Raw genomic sequence first — 23,867 nt, forward strand, 5'->3', positions numbered from 1 at the left:
GCCGCCCGCGCTGCGTTTCATGCCAAGCGCAATTGATCCTGAGCTATTTGACCGCGCTTGGCATCAGCTCCGCTTCCGGCGTGTGTGAAGCACAAGTGCGCTTGTTAATCCGATCAGGGCAGTGGCAAGGCCAGCAGCGAGGGAAAATATGCGGGTCTGCTCCGGTATGCGGCTTGATGAAACTGAAGCTCCGGAAGATGGTGACGGAATGGAAGCTGTGGAGCCGGCCCGGGGCAGGTCCGTGCCGTCAGGCAAAAGGGTCACGGTGATTTCTGGCAGCAGGCCTATAATTTGCCCGGCCGGCTGGTCCGTTTGCGAGAGGCCAAAAACCGGCGCGGACAACCTGCGGGCCGGACGCGCATCAGGGGAGGGGGCTGCCTTGGAGCCGATGAGCTCATGCCCGTTTGTGTCCAGAAGTGCAATTTGGGTCAGTCCGGTATCTGACCGTGCCGCGTCCATAACCGTCTGAAGATAGGCTTTGAGCTCCTTCACATCCTGGGTGCCGGGCCGGGTTCCGGCCAGTTCCACCAGTTCGGGAACGAGCGGCAGACCGGCGAGCTCTTCAAGGCGCAGACGCGCCGGCGTCTGATGCGCGTCACTCAGGGCCTTGAGAAGCTGAGCCTGGGCTGCCTCTGTCCGGGTCCTGTCTGCCGCCAGAGCGGCCGCCTGGTTTTGCGATAGAATATGCCCGCCCGCAACTATGGATGCAGATATTGCAAGTGTTGCAACCGTCATCGCTAAGACTGGGCGAAAGAAAAAAGTCTTTTGAAACTTGTTGGTGAAATCCGTCTTTTCCATAAATTGGCTATAACACGCATTTCCTCCTTTGGGTGAGGAAAGAGTGAGATCTTCAAAGAACTGTTTTGACAGCGGGACGAAGACCTATTCGGTCGTGGATTTCAGGCGTGCGGCGAGGCGCACGGATGTGCCCTTGGGCGGTTGGTAGGCCCATTCCCCGGCCGCATTGACCGCATAAAGCGGCTGGTAATGGGGCAGGTCCCGCTCAAAGCGCACGCGGGAGAACCGGTTGTCCAGAATCAGCCAATTTTTCTTGAAGCGCACGGACAGAACCGCATGGAACTGGCGGGTGGCCTTGTCTCTTAGCACAACAACGCGCATGTCCTTGTCGTCCACGCCCAGATCGCGCAAGAGAGCGTATTTCAAGATGGCGTAGTCTTCACAATCTCCGGCCCGCCGTGACAGGGTTTCGGCCGGGCTCGCCCAGTACTCACCGGTTTCATAGAGCTGGCTGTCATCCCGGTAGGTCAGCAGCCTGTTCACCGCTGCGTTCACCTTCGGGATCTGGCGGCCAAGGCGCTCCCGGCGCAGCTGGCTGAGCAGAGCGGAATAGCTGTCAGGCCTGTGTCCTTCGGTCAGTTTCGCGAGTGCTTTTTGCCAGCGTTTTGTCACCGGTGACAGTGAAACAGGCTTGCCAAGCCTTCCGAAAAGCCGGGTTGAGGGCAAGGCTTTGCTGCGTGCACCGGGCACCGCGATTGTTTGGGCCGTAGCTTCGAGCTGCGCCGGGGCCGGACGATCCTGTGCACAGGCCGGAGCCATCATGAGAGTCTGGAGCGCAAAGGCAAAAAGGCACAGGCTTGCTGTTGCAAATCCTGCCTGTTTCCGTGTCGCCGGCACAGCCGTTACGGCCGCCCTGTTGCCCATCTTGTCGCACGCCTCGTTTGGTCGAGACGGTTAGCGCTCCCGGAGGGCTTCGTCCCGAACTTTCTTGATTGGCTTCAAGATGTAATCGAGGACGGTTTTCTCACCGGTTAATATATCAACCGAGGCCACCATTCCTGGTATAATTGGTAAAGGATCGGTGTCCGGTCCAAGAAAATTTTTATCGGTCCGGATCGTGACACGGAAGAAGCGGTTGCCCTCTTCATCTTCTGTCGTGTCGGCGCTGATCCGCTCAAGCTTGCCCTCCAGGCCGCCATATACGGAAAAGTCATAGGCGGTGATTTTCACCTGCGCTGCCTGACCGGGATGCAGGAAGGCGACGTCTTTGGGCCGGATCTGCGCCTCGATCAGCAGCGTGTCCTCAAGCGGGACGATCTCCACCAGATCGGCGGCTGGCTGCACGACGGCGCCGATGGTTGTGATGTTGAGCCGGTTAATGATCCCCTTGACCGGAGACACCAGCTCGGTGCGGCGGACCTTGTCTGCAGCCCCTTTCAAGGTTTCGTTGATCACGCCCAATTCGCCGTTGGCTTCCGCAAGTTGCTGGCTGGCCTCTGACACGAAGGTGGCGATCGCGCTGCTGGAGCGTTCTTCGGCTTCCTGCTGTGCGGCGAGAGCCCGCTGGACAGAGGCTTTGGTGATGGCCAGCTCCCCCTCGCTTTCCGTCAGTTCACGCTGCAACTGCAGGAATTCAATTTCGGGAAGGACCTTGCGGTCATAAAGGCTCTGCTTGATTTCAACTTCCCGTTCCAGGATCGCATTCACGTTTTCAAGCTTCTGCTGCTTGGCCAGAAGTTCCAGATATTCCTGTTCACGCTGGGCGGCCTGAGTTTTGAGAACGCGCAATTCGTTTTGCAGGTTTGCCTGTTTGTCCCGGTAGACGTTTCTTTCCTCTTCGATCAATCCGGGCGCTTCGGCTTTCAGGGTCTCCGGAAAGGAGAGCGGCTTTCGATCGGCTTCGGAATCCAGCCGGGCCACGCGGGCCATAAGCGCCCAGCGGCGTTGGCGGATTTCGCCAAGCTGCGAAGAAAAAGCCGTGTCGTCGATTTCGATCAGCGGCTGGCCCTCTTCAATAATGTCCCCTTCCTGCACAAACAGCTTTTCCACGATCCCGCGCTCAGGAGCCTGGACCACCTGGATCTGCCTTGACGGGACAACGCGGCCATCGCCCCGGGTGACTTCCTCAATCGTTGCGAAGGAGGCCCAGACAAAGGCGGTGACGAGCAGAATGAGGGCGATCAGGATCACATTTGCCGCAAATCTGGGAGGGCGTGTCCGAATGACATCCCGCAGGTCATTTGCATAGGTCCAGCTGCCGGAGTTCATGGGCCGCTTCCTTTGGTCACATGCGGCACCTGCTGTGCAGCGGAGTGAACGGCTCCCAGATCCTGTAACTTCTGCAGAACCTCCTGTCTGGCGCCGTCCAGCGCGAGTTTGCCGAAATCCAGCGTGATCAACCGGTCGGTCAGTTCCACAAGGCTCATGCGGTGGGTGCTGATGATGACGGTTGTGTCCGGAGAATTATAGGCCATCAGCCGGGAAATCAGCCGGCGTTCAGACGCTAGGTCCAGGTGGCTGGACGGCTCGTCAAGGAACAGGATCTTCGGCCTGCGCAGCAGCATACGGGCCAGGGCAACGGCCTGTTTCTGGCCGCCGGACAGGAACCGGCCGCCTTCACCAACCTGAAGATCATAGCCGAGCGGATGCTGGGCCACGAAATCCTCAACACCTCCAATTCTGGCTGCTTCCAGCAGTGCCTCATCGTCGGCAAACGGGTCTCCGGCGCTGATATTGTCGCGCACGGTGCCGCTGAAAAGCACATTGTCCTGGGACAGATAACCCACATTGGTTCTTAAGTCCGCCGGATCGAACTGGCGGGTGTCCGTCCCGTCGATCAGGACGGTGCCGTTTGTGGGATAGTAGAGCCCGCACAGAAGGCGGCCGATGGTGCTCTTGCCGGACCCGACCCGGCCGATCAGCCCGACCGTTTCTCCGGGCGAGACTTTGAAAGAGATGTTTTTCAGGCTGTCATCTTCCGCGCCCGGATAGCGGAAGCTTACGCCCTTGACCTCAATTGACCCCGTCGCAATGCGCTTGTTGATATAGGTCCGGCCCGGTTTGCGCTCCGTTTCGGTCGACATGATGTCGTTCAGCATCTTGTAGGAATGCAGGGTCTGGCGCAGGCGGGTGAGCGTACCGGCGACGTTTGCAAGCGGAGCCAGCACCCGCCCGGATAGCATCATGGCGGCGATCAGAGCGCCCATACTGATCGTTCCTGCCTGGATCAGATAGACCCCCCACACGATGATCACGATGGAGACTGAGGCCTGGACCAGACCGGTTCCCGACTGGGCCAGGAGCGCCCAGAACCGGCCCTTCATGATTGCAGCGCTGCTGGCGGCGACAGAGCGTTCCCACTTGGTCTGCATCCGCCCTTCAGCATTCAGGGCCCGGACCGTGTCCAGATTGGCAATGCTTTCCACCAGGATGGAGTGGCGGATCGCACTTTCCCGGTGGGACTGCTCGATGGCGCCGGAGAGGGGCGCCTGCACGAACAGGCTGATGACCAGAACGATGGGCACGGCCGCCAGGGGAACGACGGCAATGGGGCCGACCAGAAGGAACAAGACCGCGACGAAGATGCCAATGAAACACACGTCGATGAGCGAGACCAGCGAAGACGAGGTGATGAATTCGCGCACCGTCTCGAATTCGCGGATATGATTGGCGAATTGCCCTGAACTGACCGGGCGTTTCTCAAAATCAATGGCCAGTGCATGGGAAAAGATCTTGCCCGCCAGGGCCGTGTCCGCCTGCTTGCCTGCGACATTGATGATCTGTCCGCGCGCGACCTTCAAGATGAAATCGAAAATGAGGGTCAGTACAACGCCGATGGCGAGCGCCCACAGGGTCGGAATGGCGAAATTCGGCACCACCCGGTCGTAGACATTCATTGTGAAGAGCGGGGATGCGAGGGCAAGCAGATTGATCAGCAGGGCTGCGATGGCGACATGGATATAGTCGCGCCAAAAGCCGGACACCGTGCTCCAGAACCAGTGTCCCCGGGGGCTCAGGGTCTTTTCGCTGTGCCCGGCCGTGTCGTCCGTTGGCCGAAGAAAAATCACATAACCGCTGAAACTGGACTGGATGTCCGCAAGTGCGCGGGGCCGTGCCTCTGGCGACTGGAGCGGATCGACCAGCTCGAGCGTTCCGGTTTGGTTGTCCATGCCGGTCAGGACCAGCATCTCGTCATCCTTCATTGTCAGGATGCAGGGCAGCGCCGCCTGGGGCAGGGCCGTCAGCTCCATTTTTTCCGGAAGAACGGTGAGGCCGCAATTCCGGGCCGCGCGGTCGAGGAGATCCATGGACAGCCGGGTGCCGTCCTGGGGCAGGCCGGACCACAAAACTGCATCCGTCACATGAAGCCCGTGTATCCGGGCGGCATATTTCAGGCACGCGGCCAGAGGGTCGCTGTCCACCTGGGCAGGCGGCTGGGCGGTATCCGTCTTGGGCGTCTCGTCAGAGCTTTGCTGAAGCATATCTTGCGTGGGCCACAGAATGATGCACCGCAACGGATCTGCCGCAAAATTCCCCTAGGTCCGGTTCAAGAAATGTCCGGTGGCAAACGCCATAGAGGTCCTTTGCGGCAATTCCCAGCTGCGATGCGTGGAAATAAAGTATGAGCTTGCCTAAGGTTCGGCAAACCAAAAATACATGGAAATTGTTAGAATTTACGTAACGGCTCAAGGTTGAGCGGGTTCGAAGGCAGAATGGAGGCCGCTTCGCGTTTTCCCTCTGTTGCTTCGACCGGAGCGGTCACATTGAGATAGGCAAGAAGGTTTCCGGAGGTCGCCCGGAGCTGATAGGTGGAGAAGGCGTAGATGGCGCGCACTGAAATCAATTCGATTTCACTGTTAAAGAGAGCGTTCTCCGCATTGAGCACATCCAGCAAAGACCGCTGGCCGATATCATATTCCTGACGGTAGCCTTCCACCACCTGACGGTTGGCGTCCAGCTGATCCCGCAGGGCTCTGATCCTGTCGGTCGTGGTGGTGACAGCTGCATGGGACCGCTCGATGCCTTCTTTCAGCTCGCGGCGCACCTTATCCACACGGATCTGGGCCTCCGCAAGGCGCTCGCCCGTTTCCCGGGTAAAGGCGCTGTCGCGGCCGCCATTGAAAATGTTCCAGGAAAACTGCAGCTTGCCGGAATATTCGTTGTTGCGGCCTTCGATGCCGCCCACGTCGTCACCAACGGTTGCCTGACCCTGCAGGGAGACTTCGGGCAGGAAATTGCCCTTGGTGGATTCAAATTCGAATTTTGCCGCGTCTGCATCCGCCATGGCGGCCCGGATCGTCGGGTGGACGCGGGCAGCAGCATCCACCAGCTGGTTGACCGAGGCAGCCGGCAGGCTGGCGGGTTTGGCAGGTGCCAGCGAGGCTGGCTTCTTGCCGACGACCCGTTCATATTTGGCAATCGTATCGAGCAGGGACTGCTGCACTTCCGACACAATGACTTCGGAGGCCGCAACCCGCTCGCGAGCCTGTGCCAGGTCTGCGGCTCCGGTTTCGCCGCCGTCAAAGCGGGTGCGCACGTCTGAATAGATCCGCCGGTGCTTCTGGACGTTCATACGGGCCTTGGACAGGATGGCGGTGTTTCTAAGAACGTCGATATAGGCTTCCACTGCATCCAGTGCGACCGCTTCTGAGCGTTCCATCACCCGCAAGGCGGCGCCATCTACTCGGGCGCTCTGGCGGTAGACCTCGTTGACGGAGGAAAATCCGTCAAACAGCAATTGTCTTACAGTAACTGTAAATTCCTTGGAGAATTTCCAGGTGTCGTTTTCGTCGGCTTCCAGGGAGTTGGGCTGGTCGAGGCGCTCCGGACCGATTTCGGCCGACAGGTCCAGGGTGGGTAAAAACGCCCCTTGCGCACGCCGGTATTCGTGGTCACGCGCGCGTCGATTGGCCGCAGATTCCAGAATTTCCGGATTGGTGGACACGGCTTCTTGGACAATTTGTCTGAGGTCGGCCGCAGCAGACGCGTCAACCAAACACACACTTAACAGGAAGGCAGAAATAATACGCATAGACGAAAAGGCCACTGATTTTGTACATATTCCGCAGCACACTACATAGCTTTTGGTGTATTCCAAAGCGTATGTTTCAAATTGTAACTTCTAAAGGCTGCAAGTGTTGCGGCTGGGCAACGAATTCTTCATAAGCTATTGATAAATATCGCTTAATCGTAAATATTCCATTTACGTTACGGTATAAAATGTGGCCATTAAATGCCTGAATTCGGCCCCTTTGAGCGGGGTCGGGAAAGCCTCGTTTCCGAATCAATTACTTTCGGCTTTAAATCCAAATGCCTATCTTTGTTTTTAAACATTTATCTTAGGTCGTTGAACTTGACGTTAATGTGGTGAAAGCGTGGCGGTTGGGCGCGAGTTCACCGGGCCTTGCTAGAAGCCGCCTCCAGCCCGCACCTCAATCGCCACATCCAGGAAGCTCCGGATCAGGCGAAGCTCGCGTTTGTCAGCCGGAATGGCGATGAAATCCCGGTAGTCCTCGGGCATCTCGTCGACGGAAACCGCACTGATCATCTCGGAGGGAAAGAGGCTGTTTTCCAAGAGCAGGCCGATGCCCAGATCGTGCAAGATTGCCTCTTTCACCATGGGAAAAGTGGTGGTGCGCAGGATGCGCGGGAAGGCCAGGCCATGATCGCGCATCTTGGCGCGGGCAATTTTCTGGGTCAGTGAGCCATCCTCCGGCAAAACCAGGGTTTCCGATTGCAGATCGCGCAAGGACAGGCAGGACCGGCCCGCAAGGGGGTGGTCCTTGCGCATATGGGCCTTGTAGCGGCTGCGCCGGACCTCGTGGGTGAACAAGGTGCTGCGGGACTCCGGCTCGGTGATGATGGCAGTGTCGACCTGCCGTTCGGCCACAAGGGTCATGGCCGAGGTCCAGTCATAGAGTGTGAAGTCGATCTGCACACTTGGAAAGCGTTTGCCATATTCTGTGATGATCGGCATGGCGGGGCGGGGGCATTGGCGATCAGCCGGATATGACCGTCGGTCAGGGCGCCATAGTCGCCGATCTTCTCGTTTATGAGCTGTTCCAGGGTGGCAAGCCGGTCGGAAATGGCGAAGAGTTCCTTGGCGGCCCGGGTCAACTCCAGCCCGCCGCGACGGCGGATGAACAATTGTGTGCCCATCAGGCTTTCCAGCTTGGCAATGTGCTGGGTGACAGAAGACTGGCTGACGCCAAGCGTTTTTGCAGCCTCTGAAAAGCTGCCTTCGCGGGCCGTATAGGTAAAGGCCTTGATTTGATAGGGGCTTGGGGCGGTGTTCATGACAGTTCCATGTCGAAGAGCTGCCGAACCTTAAATGCCATTAGCGACGCTTATATAACGTCATAGACGGTTCAATCTGCCTCAATAGGCTCCTTCCCAGAACACGGGAGCAGCTCATGAGTGCAATATCCTTGTCAGGGATGAAAAGAGCTTCGGAACGACGCCGGTCCTAAACGGGATTGACCTGGAGATTTCAGGTGGCGAATTCCTGACACTTGTCGGCCCATCCGGATGCGGCAAGTCGACATTGCTGCGCATTCTGGCGGGGCTGGAAGCGCCGACTTCCGGCACGGTGTCCATTGGTGGGCAGGTGGTCAATGAGGTGCGGCCGGCCCGGCGGAACCTGGCAATGGTGTTTCAGTCCTATGCGCTTTATCCGCATCTGACTGTTGCCGAGAACATGATGACGCCGTTGCGGCTGCGGGACCTGTCCTATTGGGGGCGTCTGCCGCTTGTGGGGCCGCTGCTGGCGCGGTCCGGCCATGAAACGATCCGCTCTCAGGTGCGGGAGACGGCGGAAATCCTGAAAATCGACCATCTTCTGACACGCAAGCCGGGCCAGCTCTCCGGGGGGCAGCGGCAGCGGGCTGCGCTCGGCCGGGCCATGGTGCGCAAGCCGGCCGCCTTCCTGATGGATGAGCCCCTGTCCAATCTGGATGCCGCCTTGCGTATTCACATGCGCGCGGAGCTTGCCGAACTACACCGCAGCCTGAAGGCGACCTTTGTTTATGTGACCCATGATCAGGCGGAGGCGCTGACCATGTCCGACCGCATGGCGGTGATGATGAGCGGGGACATTTTACAGCTCGGCACGCCGGAAGAGATTTACAACGATCCGCAAGATTTGCGGGTGGCGGAGTTTGTCGGGGCGCCGAAGATCAATCTGCTGCGGGGCAGACTTGATGCCGGGGGGGTGGCGCAATGTGCGGGCATCGTTCTGTCGCGGATTGCCGGTGCGGGCGGCGCCGGAGATGCCGGGGACGTGAGCATCGGCTTGCGGCCGGAGCATCTGGTGCTGTGCGCGCAAGATGCTCCCGACAGTCTTGGCGGCAAGGTTGTGCACAAAGAAAATCTTGGCGCGGATATTTATCTTCATGTGGCGGTGCTTGACGGAGGGAACCGGCTGGTGGTCCGGGTGACCCCGGCCGAAGGACTCGCGGTTTCTTTGGGTCAGTCCGTCCAGGTCCAGCGGGTTCCAGGCCAGGCTCTCGTGTTCGGCAGGGACGGCAAGCGGATCGGCTTGAGCAAGGCCTCGTCCGGTACTGTGGCCGAGGTGGCGTGATGCAGCCGAGCAGAGCCCCTTACTGGTTTGTGGCACCTGCGCTGCTGCTCATGGTGCTGATCCTGCTGGTACCGGTTGCGGTGGCTGGTGTTCTCAGTTTCACCAATTACAGCCTTGGCAACCCTGGCGCCGCCTTTGTCGGACTGGAGAATTACGAAAAGATCTTCACCCGATCGACCTATGAAAAGATGTTCGGAGCCACGTTCCGCTATGTGTTTGTGGTGGTGCCGCTGTCGGTCGGGCTGGGCCTGGGTGCAGCCCTTCTGATCAAGTCAACGAAGCGCTTCGGCGACCTCTACAAGACCATTTATTTTCTGCCTGTGATGGCGGCGCTGATCGCCATGGCAATTGTATGGGAATTTGCCCTTCATCCGACCATCGGCATCGTCAATGCCACGCTGGCCCGGGGCTGTGGCTCGTTTCTGGAAAGCTGGAGCTGGTATGCCGGCAGCTGCGCGCAGGGCTTTCCCTTGTGGCTGACCGATCGGCATTACGCCATCTGGACGGTCGCCTTTATCGGGGTCTGGCAGGGCTTCGGCTTTAACATGGTGCTCTATCTGGCCGGGCTCACATCCGTTCCGCGCGAGCTTTACCACGCCGCGGAGATGGATGGCGCCCAATCCGCCTGGGACCGGTTCCGGCTGGTCACCTGGCCGATGCTGGGGCCGACCACTGTCTTTGTTGTCACCATATCGTTGATCCGGTCCTTCCAGGTGTTTGACACGGTGGAAGCATTCTATCCGCAAGGCGGCGGCCCCTCCAAATCCGTCTATGTGATGATGTTCGCAATCTATGAAAAGGCGATCCAGCAGAACCTCATGGGCATTGGTGCAGCGATCACCGTGGTTTTCCTGGGCTTTGTCATGTTGCTGACAGTGCTCCAGCGCTGGCTGGTCGAACGCAGGGTGCATTACACATGAGCGAGACAGTTCTTCCAGTACATCATGCAGCAAGCATGCCGTCCTTCCGGTTCTCGGCAACCGAAACCTTGAAACATGTGGTGCTGATCCTGGGCAGCCTGATCGTGCTTCTGCCGTTTTACGTGATGCTGAGCTACAGCTTCAAAAGCCCTGCGGAAATCCTGCAGAACACAGGCGGATTTTTCGGCTCCCAGGCGCCCTTCCGGGATGAGTACTGCGTTGCGCTGGGCAAGGCGGCCGCCGACTGCATGGTGACGCCGGTCGTCTACAACTATACCACCGCCTTTCAGAAGGCACCGCTTCTGCGCTACCTCTTCAACGGGGTGGTGGTGACCGCCTCGATCTTCTTCCTGCAGGTTCTGGTCGCGCTTCCCTGTGCCTATGCGCTTGCCAAGCTGCGCTTCTGGGGCCGGGAGGCAGTGTTCGGACTGGTGCTGTTCTGCCTGTTGATCCCGGTCCATGCCATCGCGCTGCCGCTCTATATCATGCTGGCCAAGCTCGGGCTGACCAACACCTATGCGGCCCTGGTCATTCCCTGGACCATTTCGGTTTTCGGCATCTTTCTGATGCGCCAGTTTTTCATGACGGTTCCGGACGATCTGATCGACGCCGCCCGCATGGATGGCATGAGCGAATTTTCCATCATCTGGAAGGTCATGCTGCCGACTGCAGTTCCCGCGCTTCTGGCCTTTGCGATCTTCTCGGTGGTCGCCCATTGGAACGACTATTTCTGGCCGCGCATCGTGGTCACTGGCGATCGCTCCCTGTTCACGCCGCCCCTGGGTCTGCGGGAATTCAAGGGCGATGCGGATGGCGACAATTTCGGGCCGATGATGGCCTCTGCCACGATCATCGTGACCCCCTTGATCGCTGCGTTTCTGGTAGCCCAGAGGCGCTTCATCGAAGGCATCACCCTGTCGGGCATGAAATGACCCGGCCAGTTTGCGGGACCGCCTTGCGGCGGTCCCATCACCGAGATCCCGCAACGGGGATCACTCGGGACCGGACATGTTTGGCGACCTGCCGGTCCCATGGCAACATATGGAGAGTTCCATGAAAAAGACCCTCACTGCAATAGCGCTGCTGCTGTCGGTAACGGCAGCCCGGGCAGAAGACCCGGTTACCGTCGAGTTTGCATATCCTTACAGCCATCTTTTCGATGTGACTTACGAAAAGATCCTGCCGAAATTCAAGGAGCAGTATCCGAATATCGAGATCAAGTTCCGGGCGACCTACGAATCCTATGAGGACGGCACCAACACGATCCTGCGCGAAGCCGTGGCCGGCACCTTGCCGGATGTGACCATGCAGGGCCTCAACCGCCAGGCCATTCTGGTGGACAAGGGTATTGCCAGATCCCTGGAACCGTTCATCGTGAAAGAGGAAGACTTTGCCAAAGACGGCTATCACGATGCCATGCTGTCGCTCAGCACGTTCAACGGCAAGATCTACGGCCTGCCGTTCTCCGTGTCCCTGCCGGTAGGCTATTACAACATGGATCTGATGGCCAAGGCCGGGATCACATCGACGGATCAGCTGCCCAAAACCTGGGATGACGTGATCGGAGTTTGTGGCAAGCTGCATGAGGCGGGCGTGAAGAACCCGATGTTCTGGGGCTGGAACATCACCGGCAACTGGTTCCTGCAGGCTCTGATGTGGTCCCAGGACAAGCCGACTATGGAAAACGGCAAGTTTCAGATTGCGTCGCCGGAAGGTCTGAAGTCGCTTGAGACCATGAAGTCCCTGTTCCGGGGCTGCAAGATGCAGAACATCGAATGGAAAGCGGCGCTTGCGTCCTTTTCTGCCGGTGAGATCGGCATGATGTACTGGTCCACCTCTGCCCTGGGAGCCGTTGAGCGCTCCAAAGGCCCGTTTGATCTGAAAACCAATGAGTATCCGGGCTTTGTGGCCAGCGGTCCGAAAGGCCTGCCGGCGGGCGGCAATGCCGCCATGCTGGTGTCGGCGAGCGATGATCCGAAAGTGCTGGATGCGTCCTGGAAGTGGCTGAAATTCATCACCTCCGGCGAAGGGGCTGCCGAAGTCGCCCGCACGACCGGCTACATGCCGCCGAACAAGGCGGCCAACGAGGTGATCCTGGCGGATTTCTACAAGAAGAACCCGAACAAGGAAACGGCCGTGCGTGAATTGCCGCTGCTGCGCGACTGGCAGGCCTATCCGGGGGACAATGGCCTTGCCATCACCCAGGTCATCTATGACGGCATCGAAGGCATTGTGACCGGAGAATACGACGACATGCCCGCCCTTCAGGACGAGCTTTCCGAAGAAGTCAGCGACTTGCTGCCGTCCGGCAACTAAGCCGTCCTTATCACCGCACTCAGACCGCTGCCCGTCCGTGCGGGCAGCGGTTTTCATAAAGAAGAAGGGAGGAAGACATGAAGCTTCTCCAGCTTACGGATATTCACCTGACAAAACCGGGCGACACCATTGGGGGGCGGGATCCGGAGGCGAATTTCAAAGCGGCATTGGCCCACGCGCTCGCCCATCACCCGGATGCGGAGGCCCTCGTCATCACCGGGGACTTGTCGGACTGGGGGGACCGGGAGGATTATCTCCGGCTGAAGGATCTGATCGCCGCCGTTCCGGTACCGGTGCAGCTGTGCATTGGCAATCACGATGAACGGGATGTGTTCCTGTCCGTCTTTCCCGAACTTGCGGATGTCAACGGGTTTGTGCAATCCGCTCTGGAACTATCCCAAGGCCAGGCACTTTTTCTGGACACCTGGGGCCCCAACTCCCATGCCGGATTCTATTGTCAAACCCGGCTGGGCTGGCTTGAGGCGCAGCTGGCTGCCTCCAGCGGCGATGTGTTTTTGTTCATGCATCACAATCCGGTGCCGACCGGCATTGCCCCCATGGACAAGATCATGTTGCAGGATGCTGAAGCCTTCGGAGCGCTGATTGGCCGCTACCGGACGCGCATCCGGCATCTGTTCCATGGCCATTGTCATTTGCCCCTGTCGGGCTCCTTTCACGGGGTGCCGTTCAGCGCCCCAAGGGGGACCAACCATGCCGGCTGGCCGGATTTTGGCAATGAGCGCAATCTGAGTGCGTCGGATCTGCCGGAGAGCTACTCTGTCATTCTGGCAGGAGACGCTTCGGTGATGGTGCATTTGATCGAATTCGGCTATCAGGGTGAGATCCGCCGGGAAGGATCTCCCGACTATGCGGACTGGAACCGGTTGACCATGGTTCGGTAGGCCGCTTACGCTCATGTGACTCTTCAGACGCTTTCCCCCGGATAAGGGCTGTGAATTGTCACACTCTCTTGCCCAAATTGTCACAAATCGCCGGGCAGCAGCGGGTAGAAGGCTTCTTTGCTGAATTTGGACCGAAGGGCCCTGGCCGGTGTGCCTGGGCCGCTGCCTTGGAGTGGGCCATGACAGTCGCCGGAAAGACGTTGTCTACAGGGGAGGACCTGATCATCCTCAAAAATGCCCGGATTGTGTTGGCCGACGAGGTCATGGACGGGCATGTCACGTTCTCCGGCGGCAAGATCGTCTCTATCGACACCGGGCTCGCGCCGGGCGCGGGGATTGACCTTGGCGGGGATTATCTGCTTCCGGGACTGGTCGACATTCACACCGACCATTTCGAAAAGCATATCTTTCCGCGTGCCCATGTGCGCTGGGATCCGGTGCGGGCGGCCCTTGCCCATGATGCGCAGATCATTGGCAGCGGTGTGACCACCGTGTTTGACAGCCTATGTGTTGGCGCCACCATAAAGAACCCGGAACGGCGCGAAATTCTCGGCCCGATGATCGACGCGCTGCAACAAGCCCAGTTTGCCGGAATGCTCAGATCGGAGCACCTGGTGCATTTGCGGTGCGAAATCACCGATGAGGAAACAGTCCGGCTGACCGAAGACAATATCGGCAAGGATATTGTGCGCATGGTGTCCGTTATGGAACACCTGCCGGGCCGGCGCCAGAGCCGGGATGTCGAGGCCTATATCGAGCGCCGGATGGCCGAGACGGGAGAGGCGCGCCCGACGGTCGAGCGGGCGACGCAGGAGCTTTTGAATTTTTCCGATGAGATCAGCGCCAGGGTGCGCCCGGCCATTGTGGCCCTGGCCCATGCCGAACGCTTGCCGCTGCTCAGTCACGACGATACGGAGCTGGAGCATATTGATGAAGCCGTGGGCGAGGGGATCACGGTGTCCGAATTCCCCTGCACCCTGGAGGCAGCGCGCAAGGCCAAGGCTCAGTCCATGCATGTGGTCGGCGGCGCACCCAATGTGCTGCGCGGGGGCTCGCAATCAGGCAATGTCGCGGTCAGAGACCTGATGGCCGAAGGGCTGGTGGATATTCTGGCCTCCGACTACGTGCCTCGTTCACTGCTGGATGCCGCTTTCCATATGGGGTTTGACGAGAGCTTTGCCGACGATTTACCGTCTGCCCTGCGCATGGTCTCAAAAACGCCGGCGGCTGTGGCTGGCCTGACCGACCGGGGGGAGATTGCCCCGGGCAAACGGGCAGATCTTCTGCATGTGGGGGTCGAGGGCAGCCATCCCTTTGTCAAACAGGCCTGGCGCCAGGGGAAAAGGGTGCTCTGAAGACCCCCTTTCAGCCGGTTGGTTTGTGACCGGGAGCCATCCGCTCAACACAAGGGGCAATCCCTCTTGTTGCCGAGGCTTGTCAGGCCCGGCTGCGTTCATCCCTGCCGATGATCTTCCGGCGCAAGAAATCGGAAAAGCCGTCAATCAGATAGACGGTCAGGATAATCAGGAAGATCATCGTCCAGGCTTCCGGCCACTTATAGGCGCTGATGCGGTCCGCCAGCAAAAAGCCGATCCCGCCCGCCCCGACAATGCCCAAAATGGTGCCGGAGCGGGTGTTCGATTCAAAATTGTAGAGAATGACCGACAGGATCACGGGCAGGGCTTGTGGTAACGTGGCATAGCGGATGGTCTGCAGCGGTCCGGCACCGGAGGCCTTCACGCCGTCCACCGGCTTTTTGGACGTGTTTTCGATGGCTTCGGAAAAGAGCTTCGAGAACGTCCCGATTTCAGACACGGCAATGGCCAAAATGTCCGCCAGAGGGCCGAGGCCAAAGGCACGGATGAAGATCAGAGCCAGGATCAGCTGTTCAATGGCGCGCAACGCATCAAAGCCCCGGCGGGCCCCGAGTCGGAGCCAGGACACAGGCATGATGTTTTTCGCCCCCAGAAAGGACAGGGGGAAGGCGATGATGGCGCCCAGCAAAGTGCCTATGAAGGCCATGGCGATGGTCTCACCCAGGCCTTTGAAGACTTCCTGCCAGTCTTCCCAGCGGTCCCACAGGTGAGGGGGAAACATGAAGGCAAGCACGCTGCCGAAACGCGTCACCCCGTCCCAGAGCCGGGCCGGTGAAAAGCCGAATGACCACAGGCACCAACCGGTCAGGAGCGCAAAGCCGGTCCAGGCCGAGAGCCGGATTAGCTGTGCGCTGAGCGAGGTTTTGAAGGCGCCGGGAACGCGTTTCTTTGCCGCGTCGATGTCAGCCGTCAGCCGGGTCATCGTCATACTCCCTTTCCGGTCAGACCGATGATGTGGTGGCGGACCTTTTCGCTGGCCAGATCGATCAGGATCACCGTAACGAAGATGATCAGAAAGAGGGCCGAGAGGTCGGTATATTCCTGCAAGGACATGGCAACGCGGATTTCCTGGCCGAGCCCGCCAGCGCCGACAAAGCCGACAATGGATGACGAGCGTACGTTGATCTCAAAGCGCAGCAGGGTGTAGCTGATGATGTTCGGGATGACCTGGGGCACGATGCCGTAGCGCATCTGATCGAACCAGGACCCGCCGGAAGCCTTCACACCTTCCAGGGCGCGCATATCGGCATTTTCGTTGGCTTCGGAATACAGCTTGCCAAGCGTGCCGGTGGAATGAAGGCCGATGGCCAGAACACCGGCCAGTGGCCCGACCCCGAAACAGAAGACAAAGATGAGCGCCCAGACCAGATCGGGCACCGTGCGCACGATTTCCAGATAGCGCCGGGTGAGATTGAGAATGACCAGATTGGGGCTTAGATTGCGCGAGGCCGGAAAACTCAACAGGAACGCGCCGATCACTCCGAGCAGGGTGGCCAGATAGGCAATCAGCACGGTTTCGAGCAACAGGTGCAGCCAGACCTTCCAGCGCCAGAACCAGGCGCCCAGATCACTCCGGAGACTGTCCCAGCTGAGCACGGGCAAGGTCTTGTAGAGATATTCCCCAAGCCTTGGCAGACCCGCCCAGATCTTCCACATGGACACGCGGTCCCCGTTGGACAGGGTGACGTCGGTCATGTCGAAGAAACCACCGATCCAGGCCGCCCCGAGGAAACAGGCGGTAAACAGGAGACATGACATCAAACTGGTGCGCAGCGCCGATTTTCGGGCAGCGGCATAGTCCGTCTCAAATTGTTCGAGTGCGGGAGAAAGGGCCGTCATAGGGTGACCTGTTGTCCGGAGGAGGGGCAAGAGGCGCATGGTGCGTCTCTTGCCAGAGGTGAATCAGGGTCTTAGCCGCCGCGGCGCTGTTTTTTCAGCCAGTCACGCATGTCGACGATCCACTGGTAGCGCTCGTGGTCAACCCGCTTCCAGCCCACTTGTGGGCTGTCGTCGCCACCCCGCATGGCGTTGAAGGCTACCGGATCCTTTTCCGGGATCGCTTCCACAGCGGCAGTCATGTCTGCAATCAGATCCTGGGGCAGGTTCGCGCGGGACGTGAACGGGCCGCTGGTGATTTCAGGGCTTTCCCAGATCGGGCAGATTTCGCCATCCTTGATCATGCCCTTGGCGAGCATGCGCTGCCAGCGGCCATCCGTGGCGTTGTTCTGCCAGGTGGAGGCGCTGTCATACTGCTTGTTGACGACGCCCAGCACGCCGGTCTCGTGGCCGCCGGAAAAAGGCACTGCGGAGAAATAAGTCTTCGGGTCATAGCCTTGCTGGACCATGTTGAAATAGGGAACCGCGTAGCCGGAGGTGGAGTCGGGATCGGCAAAAGCGTGGATCTTGCCTTTCAGGTCGTCCAGGGACTTGTAGCCACTGTCACAGCGCACCACGACCACTGAATAGTAGCCCGTTGACCCGTCCTTGTTGAGCCGGGTCAGCAGCGGAATGACGCCGCCATTGGTCTCGGTGTAGGCGGCGGCGTAGGAGGATGAGCCGAAAAACGCGAATTCGATCTGGTCGGCCGCGATGGCCTGAATGACGCCGTCATAGGAGCCGGCGGTGAAGATCTCCACATCCACGCCGAGTTCCTTTTCAAGGTATTTTTCAAACGGCGTGTAGCGGGCGATCCGGTCTTTTTCGTTTTCGCCGGACAGAATGCCGAATTTGAGGGTCTTGTACTGATCCTTCCAACCATCGGCCAGGGCCAGGGAGGCTGCGAGAATGGCAGCGGAAAGAGCTGCTGCGAAAATGGCCTTCATCTTAGGGCTCCCTGTTTGCCGCAAAAACGGCAGGTAGATGCGGCCGCAGCCGCTTGAAGCGCAAGGGTGTACATGCGTCTTGCGCGGTTAGGCTCCGGCCGCCTGTTTCTGCGTCCGGGGCAGGTCTGAGTGGAGGGATGTGGACGTGACAGCCTCGTTGATGTCGCCGTCCAGATCATCGGTGCCGTAGATTGCGCGCACTGTATCTGTGGTCAGCCCGCCTGGGGCGCCGTCGAAATGGACCTGACCGGCGCGCATGGCGATGATGCGGTCGCAATAGCTGCGGGCGGTGTCGAGCGTATGCAGATTGACCAGCACCGTCAGACCATCTGTCCGGTTGATTTCCTTCAGCGCATCCATCACGCGGGCCGCGTTGGCCGGGTCGAGCGAGGCGATAGGTTCATCCGCCAGCATAATGCGCGGGTTCTGAACCAAAGCCTTGGCGATGGCGACCCGCTGCTGTTGGCCGCCGGACAGAGTGCCGGCCCGTTGCAGGGCCTGGGGGGCGAGGCCGAGCCGGTCCAGCGCCTGGATTGCCAGCGCCCGGTCCGTGTCGGTGAAGGACCGCAACATGGAGCGGGCAAAGCCGGTATGCGCGATCCGGCCCATCATGACATTGGTCAGCACGTCCAGCCGCTCAACCAGATTGAACTGCTGGAAGATCATGGCGCAGCGGGCGCGCCACAGGCGAAGCTCCCGGCCGCGCAGCGCGGTAATCTCCTCCCCGTCATTGATGATCGTGCCCCGGCTCGGGTCCGTGAGCCGATTGATCATGCGGAGCAGGGTGGACTTTCCGGCGCCGGAGCGGCCGATGACACCAACCAATTGCCCCTTCGGGATGGCTAGCGAGACCGCATTCACGGCGGTCATGTCTCCAAAGACCTTCGAAACCTGTTCAATGACCAGCATTGGTCCCTCCTTGAAACGGAGAGGCTGGTAGCAAAAAACCGTCGTGGAGAGATGTCTATACGATTATACTTTTATGATTTTTTATGACGCTGATTTCCGGTTTATTTGCCACAAAACAAATAAGCGAAAGCTTCCATTTGCAGATTATACATGGCGCAGTTGCTCGCGACCTTTTTGATGACCCATTTCCGTTCAACGTCTAGAAGCATCGTGCGACCCGGTCAGGTTGACCGGGGAAGCGGTGCAACGATGTCCGTTGGGCGGAAATGGGTCACCGGGGGCCGCACTTGCGCGTAAGTCTATCGTCAGACTGCGCGCTTCTTCCTCTTGGTCTGGATCATCGCAAGACGGTCCTCAAGCTGCTCGGCCGGAAGGGCGGGGCTGAAAACAAACCCCTGGACCGCGCTGCAGCCATTGGCCGTTGCAAGGGCCAGTTCGTCTTCGGTTTCGGCGCCTTCCGCAATCACCCGGAGCCCAAGACTGTGGCCCAGACCGACAATGGCCTGGAACAATTGTGTATTCTGGGGTTTGCCTTCCACCTGCTGAATAAAGGCACGGTCGATCTTCAGTTCCTGGAAGGGCAGACGGTGCAGGTAGATCAGGGACGAATAGCCGGAGCCGAAATCGTCCAGTGACAGCTGAACACCGATCTTCTGCAGTTTGGACAGAATGTCGAGCACCTGCTGCTCGTTGGTGTCGAGAAAGACGTTTTCAGTCACTTCCAGGCACAGGGCGCTGGGGGGAATGTTGTAGGTTTCCAGAACCGTCTTGACGTCCTTGGCAAAACGCGGCTGGCGGAACTGCTGAGGCGACACATTGACGGACACATGGCCGAAGTCGAAGCCCATGCTGATCCAGTGAGCGATCTGGGCACAGGCCAACTCCAGAACATAGTGGCCCAATTCCAGAATCAGAGTGGATTTTTCAGCGATCGGCACAAATTCGGAAGGCGGAATAAAACCGCGCTTTTCGCTTGGCCAGCGCACAAGAGCCTCCAGGCCGATCAGTTTGTGGCTGACAGGACAGATCTGGGGCTGGTAGTGCAGGGCGAGCAATTTGGTTTTCAGGGCGCTGCGCAGCAGGGTTTCCGTCAACATCTCGGTCTGGACGCGCTCGTTGAGCGGTGCGGAGAAGAAAACATAGCGGCTGCCGCTCAGGTCTTTCGCGGCTCTGAGGGCAAGCCCGGCCACCCGGTGGGCGTTCTCCGCATCCTGGGCATCACGGGGCAGCAGGGCAATGCCGATGCTGGGCTCCACCCGGATTTCGCCTTCCGTGATGTTGAACGGTGTTGTCAGGGCCGCGACCGCGCGCTTGGCGCATTCTTCGGCTGCATTGCCGTCTTCGTCATCGGGCAGAAGAATGCAGAAGTCGTCGCCGGAGATGCGGGAGATCTTTGCAGCCGGACCGAAGACCCGGGCCAGGCGCGCATAGGCAAGGATCAGGACCCGGTTGCCGACATGGTGGCCGAATGTGTCGTTGATCTTGGCAAAACCCTTGAAATCCAAATGAACCAGCGACCCGCAGCTATCGCCATTGCGGGCCTGCTGCATCAGCTTGTTGAGGTCGGAAAAATAGCGGGTGCGGTTTCCGGCCGTTGTCACTGGGTCTGTGTAGGCTAGCTTGTGAAGTTTATCCTGCAGCACGGTCACCCGCTCCAGCCCATGGGCCAGATCGCCGATTTCGTCCCGCCGGTCGCAATAGGGGATGCGCTCGGGCTGGTTGCCGTTGGCCAGGTTATCCGCATTGCGGGCCAGCTGCCGGATCGGGTACAGCTCAAAGCGCAGATAAAGACCGGCAAGCAGCACGAAGGAAGCAATGATCAGAATGGCAGCAGCCACGATCCGCATATGGTGCCGCTGTTCGGTCTCGGCCAGATCGTCCACCCAGCCGGCATCGGCTTCCACTGCGCCAAGCAATTCGCCCTCATCTGTGAGGACGGGAATGAGAAATGCGAGCCGCTGATGGCCGTCAACCGGCATCTTGCCCAGATAGGGCTGACCGGCCAGAAGGGCGGTATAGGCAGGATGCCCTGACGTGATGGACCCGGACATCATCTGGTTGCCGGGTGGGCCGGCCAGACTGGTTGCCACCGTTGTGAAAGTTGTATGGCTGCTGGTCCACTTGAACAGCCGGGCCGTGCCCTCGATTGCGCTTGCAAGGGTGCGCAGCTGTCCGATCTTTTTCGAATCCGGGCGGAAGGCGTCTGATTTGCGGGTATTTGCAATGCGCAAGGACCGCGGATGACCTTCTGAATCATACTGTGTGCGGAAGGGGGAGGTGCTGGTCTGTGTCAGCAGGGAGACGGAGACGCGGGAGATCAGGTCGAGGCGGAACTTGGCCGTCTTCTGGCTGCTGCTTGAAATTTCCACATAGCCGACCGCCGCGATCAGGCCAATGCTGAACAGGACCAGAGCCGACAAAACAACACTGGTTCGGAAGGCCAGAGACTGTAATCCAAGCATATTGATCGCACCAATTCCTTCATTCGGCTGTTGGGCGTGTTTTTTCTTATGCATCCAAGAGTAGTAAAAATTTACTACGAATCCCTGAACAAAATTTCAGAATTTTGGTTATTTTCTTGATTTTTTCTATTTTTACATGTGCGGGTTTCTGAATTGTTTCATATATATGAATACGGTTTCTTTAGTGACTTAAACGCTGCGTCTTTATACTGAGGAACTCTATATTACGCAGCGTTTTTAGTTGTTTATCCTGTTCTCGGGGGGCGGGTTTTGCCTGCTGACGAGGGCGAAAGTGCTGAAAATGGAAGAGCCGGTCCGGATTTTGTCTGACTGAACCGGATTTTTGGACATTTTGTCTTTCCGGACCGGTGCCTGCGTACCTAATTTGGCAGGGACACCCGCTAACTTGGGGGGAAGGGGCCGGGAGGCCATTGGAAAACGGGCCGAAAAGCGCTAGGACCATGAGCCGGGGTCCTGGAAGGATGTCCGCCTGATTTTTACAACAGTATTCGGGGCGAGTTCTGCTTGATTTCCATCAGACCAGTATTGAACGTTCTCGGATTTCTGTATGTCGGTCTTGCGGCCGCCATGCTCATTCCGGCGGTTGTCGATGTTGCCCAGAAAAATGCTGACTGGCAGGCCTTTGTCTTTTCCGCCCTTCTGACGGGCATGGTCGGCATGCTGCTGTCGATTGCGGTGGGGGGCGCTTTGCGGGATGGGCTCGACACGCGCCAGACCTTCATTCTCACCACACTTGCCTGGGCCACCTTGCCCGCCTTCGGTGCGCTGCCGTTCTTGTGGCTCGGCATTGGCTATGCGGATGCGGTGTTCGAGGCAGTGTCCGGCTTTACGACCACCGGGTCCACCGTTCTGACCGGACTCGACGGATTGCCGCCCGGCCTGCTCGTCTGGCGGTCCATGCTGCAATGGATGGGCGGCGTCGGGATCATCGTCATGGCCATCGTTTTGCTGCCGTTCCTGCGGATCGGCGGAATGCAGCTGTTTCAAAGTGAAAGTTCGGACCGGTCGGAGAAAATCGTCAGCCGCTCCGTTGAACTGATCCGGCTGATCGGCCTTGCGTATCTGTTTTTGACCGTTCTATGTATTGCTGCCTATCTGGCCACGGGCATGGAGCTGTTCGATGCCTTCAACCATGCGCTGACGACGATTGCGACCGGCGGCTATTCCACCCATGACTTGTCCTTCGGCTATTTCAAGAACCCTGCATCGGGCTGGGTTGCCATTGTCTTCATGATCATCGGCGCCTTGCCGTTCGTGTTGATCATTCAGGCCCTGCGCGGTCATCCGCTGCAATTGTGGCGGGACCCGCAGGTGCGGGCCTTGCTCGGGTTCCTGCTGCTCGTCTCGCTGACCCTTACGGTGTATCTAGGGGTCAAAATGCATTTTGCCTTTGACGAGGCTCTGCTGCGGGCGACATTCAACGTGGTCTCCATCGTCACCGGCACAGGATATGCGCTTGGGGACTTCTCCCAGTGGGGCGCACCTGTCGTGGGCATCACCTTGCTGCTGATGTTTGTCGGTGGCTGCACCGGATCGACCACCGGCGGCATCAAGATTTTCCGTTTTCTGGTCTTTTTTGGAACAGTGCGCGCTCATTTGCGCCGGATGGTGCGTCCGCACCGGATCGTGTCGGAAGAATATGCAGGCACCCGGCTGACGCCGGAACTGTCCTTCTCGGTTCTGGCCTTTCTGGTGGTCTATATGGGATCGGTCGGCATTATCACCGTGGCACTGTCCTTCTTTGACTTGGATCTGGTCACGGCGATTTCGGCGGCGGCCACCTCCGTCGGCAATGTCGGGCCGGGCCTTGGGCCGATGATAGGCCCTGCCGGTCATTTCGCACCTTTGCCCGATGGTGCCAAATGGCTGCTCTCCTTTGCCATGCTGGTCGGCCGTCTCGAACTCTTCACCGTGCTGGTTCTGCTCGACCCGGATTTCTGGTCCAAATAAACCGGCTGTCAAATCTGTATTCTCTAAAGAATGGGACTTGGGAAACGCCATGCAATTTTCCGCGCCTCTCATCAGTGGCCGTCTTGTGAAACGCTACAAGCGTTTTCTGGCGGATGTGATCCTGGATTCTGGCGGGGAAGAGGTCACAGCCCATTGTGCCAATCCGGGGTCCATGCTCGGGCTCAAAGAGCCGGGCATGAGGGTCTGGCTCTCCCGTTCGGACAATCCGGCCCGCAAGCTGAAATATTCCTGGGAAGTGGCCGAGGTCGATGACGCTCTTGTGGGGATCAGCACGGCCCACCCCAACAAGCTGGTGGAAGAGGCATTGCAAGACGGGCGGATCGAGGGACTGACCGGCTTTGCCTCCCTGCGCCGGGAGGTCAAATACGGCAAGAATTCCCGCATCGATTTTCTGCTGGAGGATGTTGACGGGCGCAAGACCTATGTGGAGGTGAAAAATGCCCATCTGATGCGCGAGCCGGGACTGGCCGAATTTCCCGACAGCGTGACAGCCCGCGGGGCCAAGCATCTCGTTGAATTGTCGGACATGGTGACCGAAGGCCATCAGGCGGCCATGGTATTTCTCGTTCAGCGGCCAGATTGTGACCAGATCAGCCTGGCGGGCGATATCGACCCGGTTTATGCTGAGGCCTTTGCCTCTGCCCGGGCGGCAGGGGTGCGAGCCTATGCCATTGGCTGTGACGTGCGCCTTGACGGGATCGATGCTGTCCGGCCGGTCACGATTGTAATCTGAGGCAAACGGCCGGGACCGCGATTTTGAATTTATACATAGCGTCATTCCGGCGGCCACTCTCCTGAGCCTATGATGCGGGGTCGTAGCACACGCCCCAAGAGGCATAAAAGGAGAGTGAC

Annotated in this window: 20 protein-coding genes; 8 read left to right on the forward strand and 12 right to left on the reverse strand. The window is 58.9% G+C overall.

Annotated features, from left to right (window positions below; all coding sequences use genetic code 11):
* Positions 1-63: 63 nt before the first annotated feature.
* From ACXAIC_RS05705 to ACXAIC_RS05735, 7 genes are all read right to left on the reverse strand, one after another.
* Positions 64-735 carry a hypothetical protein gene (locus ACXAIC_RS05705; RefSeq protein ID WP_475174559.1) on the reverse strand — a complete coding sequence of 224 codons (672 nt, stop codon included), beginning with the start codon at positions 733-735 and terminating at the stop codon, positions 64-66.
* Between the two features lie 147 nt (positions 736-882).
* The gene (locus ACXAIC_RS05710; protein ID WP_475174561.1) at positions 883-1,662 is read right to left on the reverse strand and encodes a transglutaminase-like cysteine peptidase; all 780 of its coding nucleotides are present in this window, start codon (positions 1,660-1,662) and stop codon (positions 883-885) included.
* Between the two features lie 30 nt (positions 1,663-1,692).
* Positions 1,693-3,006 carry an HlyD family type I secretion periplasmic adaptor subunit gene (locus ACXAIC_RS05715; protein ID WP_475174562.1) on the reverse strand — a complete coding sequence of 438 codons (1,314 nt, stop codon included), beginning with the start codon at positions 3,004-3,006 and terminating at the stop codon, positions 1,693-1,695.
* Complete coding sequence (locus tag ACXAIC_RS05720; protein WP_475174564.1) at positions 3,003-5,219, reverse strand: type I secretion system permease/ATPase; 2,217 nt, start codon at positions 5,217-5,219, stop codon at positions 3,003-3,005. The genes ACXAIC_RS05715 and ACXAIC_RS05720 overlap by 4 nt, the downstream gene beginning before the upstream one ends.
* 185 nt (positions 5,220-5,404) lie before the next feature.
* Positions 5,405-6,769, reverse strand: a complete 1,365-nt coding sequence (locus tag ACXAIC_RS05725) for a TolC family outer membrane protein (RefSeq protein WP_475174566.1) — start codon at positions 6,767-6,769, stop codon at positions 5,405-5,407.
* Between the two features lie 375 nt (positions 6,770-7,144).
* Positions 7,145-7,714 carry a LysR family transcriptional regulator substrate-binding protein gene (locus ACXAIC_RS05730; protein ID WP_475174568.1) on the reverse strand — a complete coding sequence of 190 codons (570 nt, stop codon included), beginning with the start codon at positions 7,712-7,714 and terminating at the stop codon, positions 7,145-7,147.
* Entirely contained in the window at positions 7,633-8,034 is a 402-nt protein-coding gene (locus ACXAIC_RS05735; RefSeq protein ID WP_475174570.1) for a LysR family transcriptional regulator, read from the reverse strand. The genes ACXAIC_RS05730 and ACXAIC_RS05735 overlap by 82 nt, the downstream gene beginning before the upstream one ends.
* A gap of 178 nt (positions 8,035-8,212) precedes the next feature.
* Between ACXAIC_RS05735 and ACXAIC_RS05740 the strand changes: the two genes are divergently transcribed.
* From ACXAIC_RS05740 to ACXAIC_RS05765, 6 genes are all read left to right on the forward strand, one after another.
* Positions 8,213-9,316, forward strand: a complete 1,104-nt coding sequence (locus tag ACXAIC_RS05740) for an ABC transporter ATP-binding protein (protein WP_475174613.1) — start codon at positions 8,213-8,215, stop codon at positions 9,314-9,316.
* The gene (locus ACXAIC_RS05745) at positions 9,316-10,236 is read left to right on the forward strand and encodes a carbohydrate ABC transporter permease (protein ID WP_475174573.1); all 921 of its coding nucleotides are present in this window, start codon (positions 9,316-9,318) and stop codon (positions 10,234-10,236) included. Before ACXAIC_RS05740 ends, ACXAIC_RS05745 begins: the two co-directional genes overlap by 1 nt.
* A 35-nt stretch (positions 10,237-10,271) precedes the next feature.
* Complete coding sequence (locus ACXAIC_RS05750; protein WP_475174615.1) at positions 10,272-11,168, forward strand: carbohydrate ABC transporter permease; 897 nt, start codon at positions 10,272-10,274, stop codon at positions 11,166-11,168.
* 121 nt (positions 11,169-11,289) lie between these two features.
* Complete coding sequence (locus ACXAIC_RS05755) at positions 11,290-12,552, forward strand: ABC transporter substrate-binding protein (RefSeq protein WP_475174575.1); 1,263 nt, start codon at positions 11,290-11,292, stop codon at positions 12,550-12,552.
* 77 nt (positions 12,553-12,629) lie between these two features.
* Positions 12,630-13,454, forward strand: coding sequence for a phosphodiesterase (locus tag ACXAIC_RS05760; protein WP_475174578.1), 825 nt, complete (start codon positions 12,630-12,632; stop codon positions 13,452-13,454).
* A gap of 179 nt (positions 13,455-13,633) precedes the next feature.
* Complete coding sequence (locus ACXAIC_RS05765; RefSeq protein WP_475174581.1) at positions 13,634-14,809, forward strand: alpha-D-ribose 1-methylphosphonate 5-triphosphate diphosphatase; 1,176 nt, start codon at positions 13,634-13,636, stop codon at positions 14,807-14,809.
* Between the two features lie 82 nt (positions 14,810-14,891).
* Here the strand turns inward: ACXAIC_RS05765 and phnE (ACXAIC_RS05770) are convergent, their stop codons facing one another.
* From phnE (ACXAIC_RS05770) to ACXAIC_RS05790, 5 genes are all read right to left on the reverse strand, one after another.
* Positions 14,892-15,758: a phosphonate ABC transporter, permease protein PhnE gene (gene phnE, locus ACXAIC_RS05770; RefSeq protein ID WP_475174583.1), complete on the reverse strand. Its 867-nt coding sequence runs from the start codon at positions 15,756-15,758 to the stop codon at positions 14,892-14,894.
* Positions 15,755-16,669, reverse strand: a complete 915-nt coding sequence (gene phnE, locus ACXAIC_RS05775) for a phosphonate ABC transporter, permease protein PhnE (RefSeq protein WP_475174585.1) — start codon at positions 16,667-16,669, stop codon at positions 15,755-15,757. Before phnE (ACXAIC_RS05775) ends, phnE (ACXAIC_RS05770) begins: the two co-directional genes overlap by 4 nt.
* A 71-nt stretch (positions 16,670-16,740) precedes the next feature.
* Positions 16,741-17,652 carry a phosphonate ABC transporter substrate-binding protein gene (phnD, locus tag ACXAIC_RS05780; RefSeq protein WP_475174588.1) on the reverse strand — a complete coding sequence of 304 codons (912 nt, stop codon included), beginning with the start codon at positions 17,650-17,652 and terminating at the stop codon, positions 16,741-16,743.
* An 87-nt stretch (positions 17,653-17,739) separates the two neighbouring features.
* Positions 17,740-18,561: a phosphonate ABC transporter ATP-binding protein gene (gene phnC / locus ACXAIC_RS05785; protein ID WP_475174590.1), complete on the reverse strand. Its 822-nt coding sequence runs from the start codon at positions 18,559-18,561 to the stop codon at positions 17,740-17,742.
* Between the two features lie 305 nt (positions 18,562-18,866).
* Positions 18,867-21,023 carry a putative bifunctional diguanylate cyclase/phosphodiesterase gene (locus ACXAIC_RS05790; protein WP_475174592.1) on the reverse strand — a complete coding sequence of 719 codons (2,157 nt, stop codon included), beginning with the start codon at positions 21,021-21,023 and terminating at the stop codon, positions 18,867-18,869.
* 546 nt (positions 21,024-21,569) lie between these two features.
* On the opposite strand from ACXAIC_RS05790, the gene ACXAIC_RS05795 reads away from it, so the two are divergent.
* On the forward strand, positions 21,570-22,994 hold the full coding sequence (locus ACXAIC_RS05795; RefSeq protein ID WP_475174593.1) for a TrkH family potassium uptake protein: 1,425 nt from the start codon (positions 21,570-21,572) through the stop codon (positions 22,992-22,994).
* A 49-nt stretch (positions 22,995-23,043) separates the two neighbouring features.
* Entirely contained in the window at positions 23,044-23,748 is a 705-nt protein-coding gene (gene sfsA / locus ACXAIC_RS05800; RefSeq protein ID WP_475174595.1) for a DNA/RNA nuclease SfsA, read from the forward strand.
* Positions 23,749-23,867 lie beyond the last annotated feature (119 nt).

This window comes from Roseibium sp. AWQ4_254, assembly GCF_056161025.1.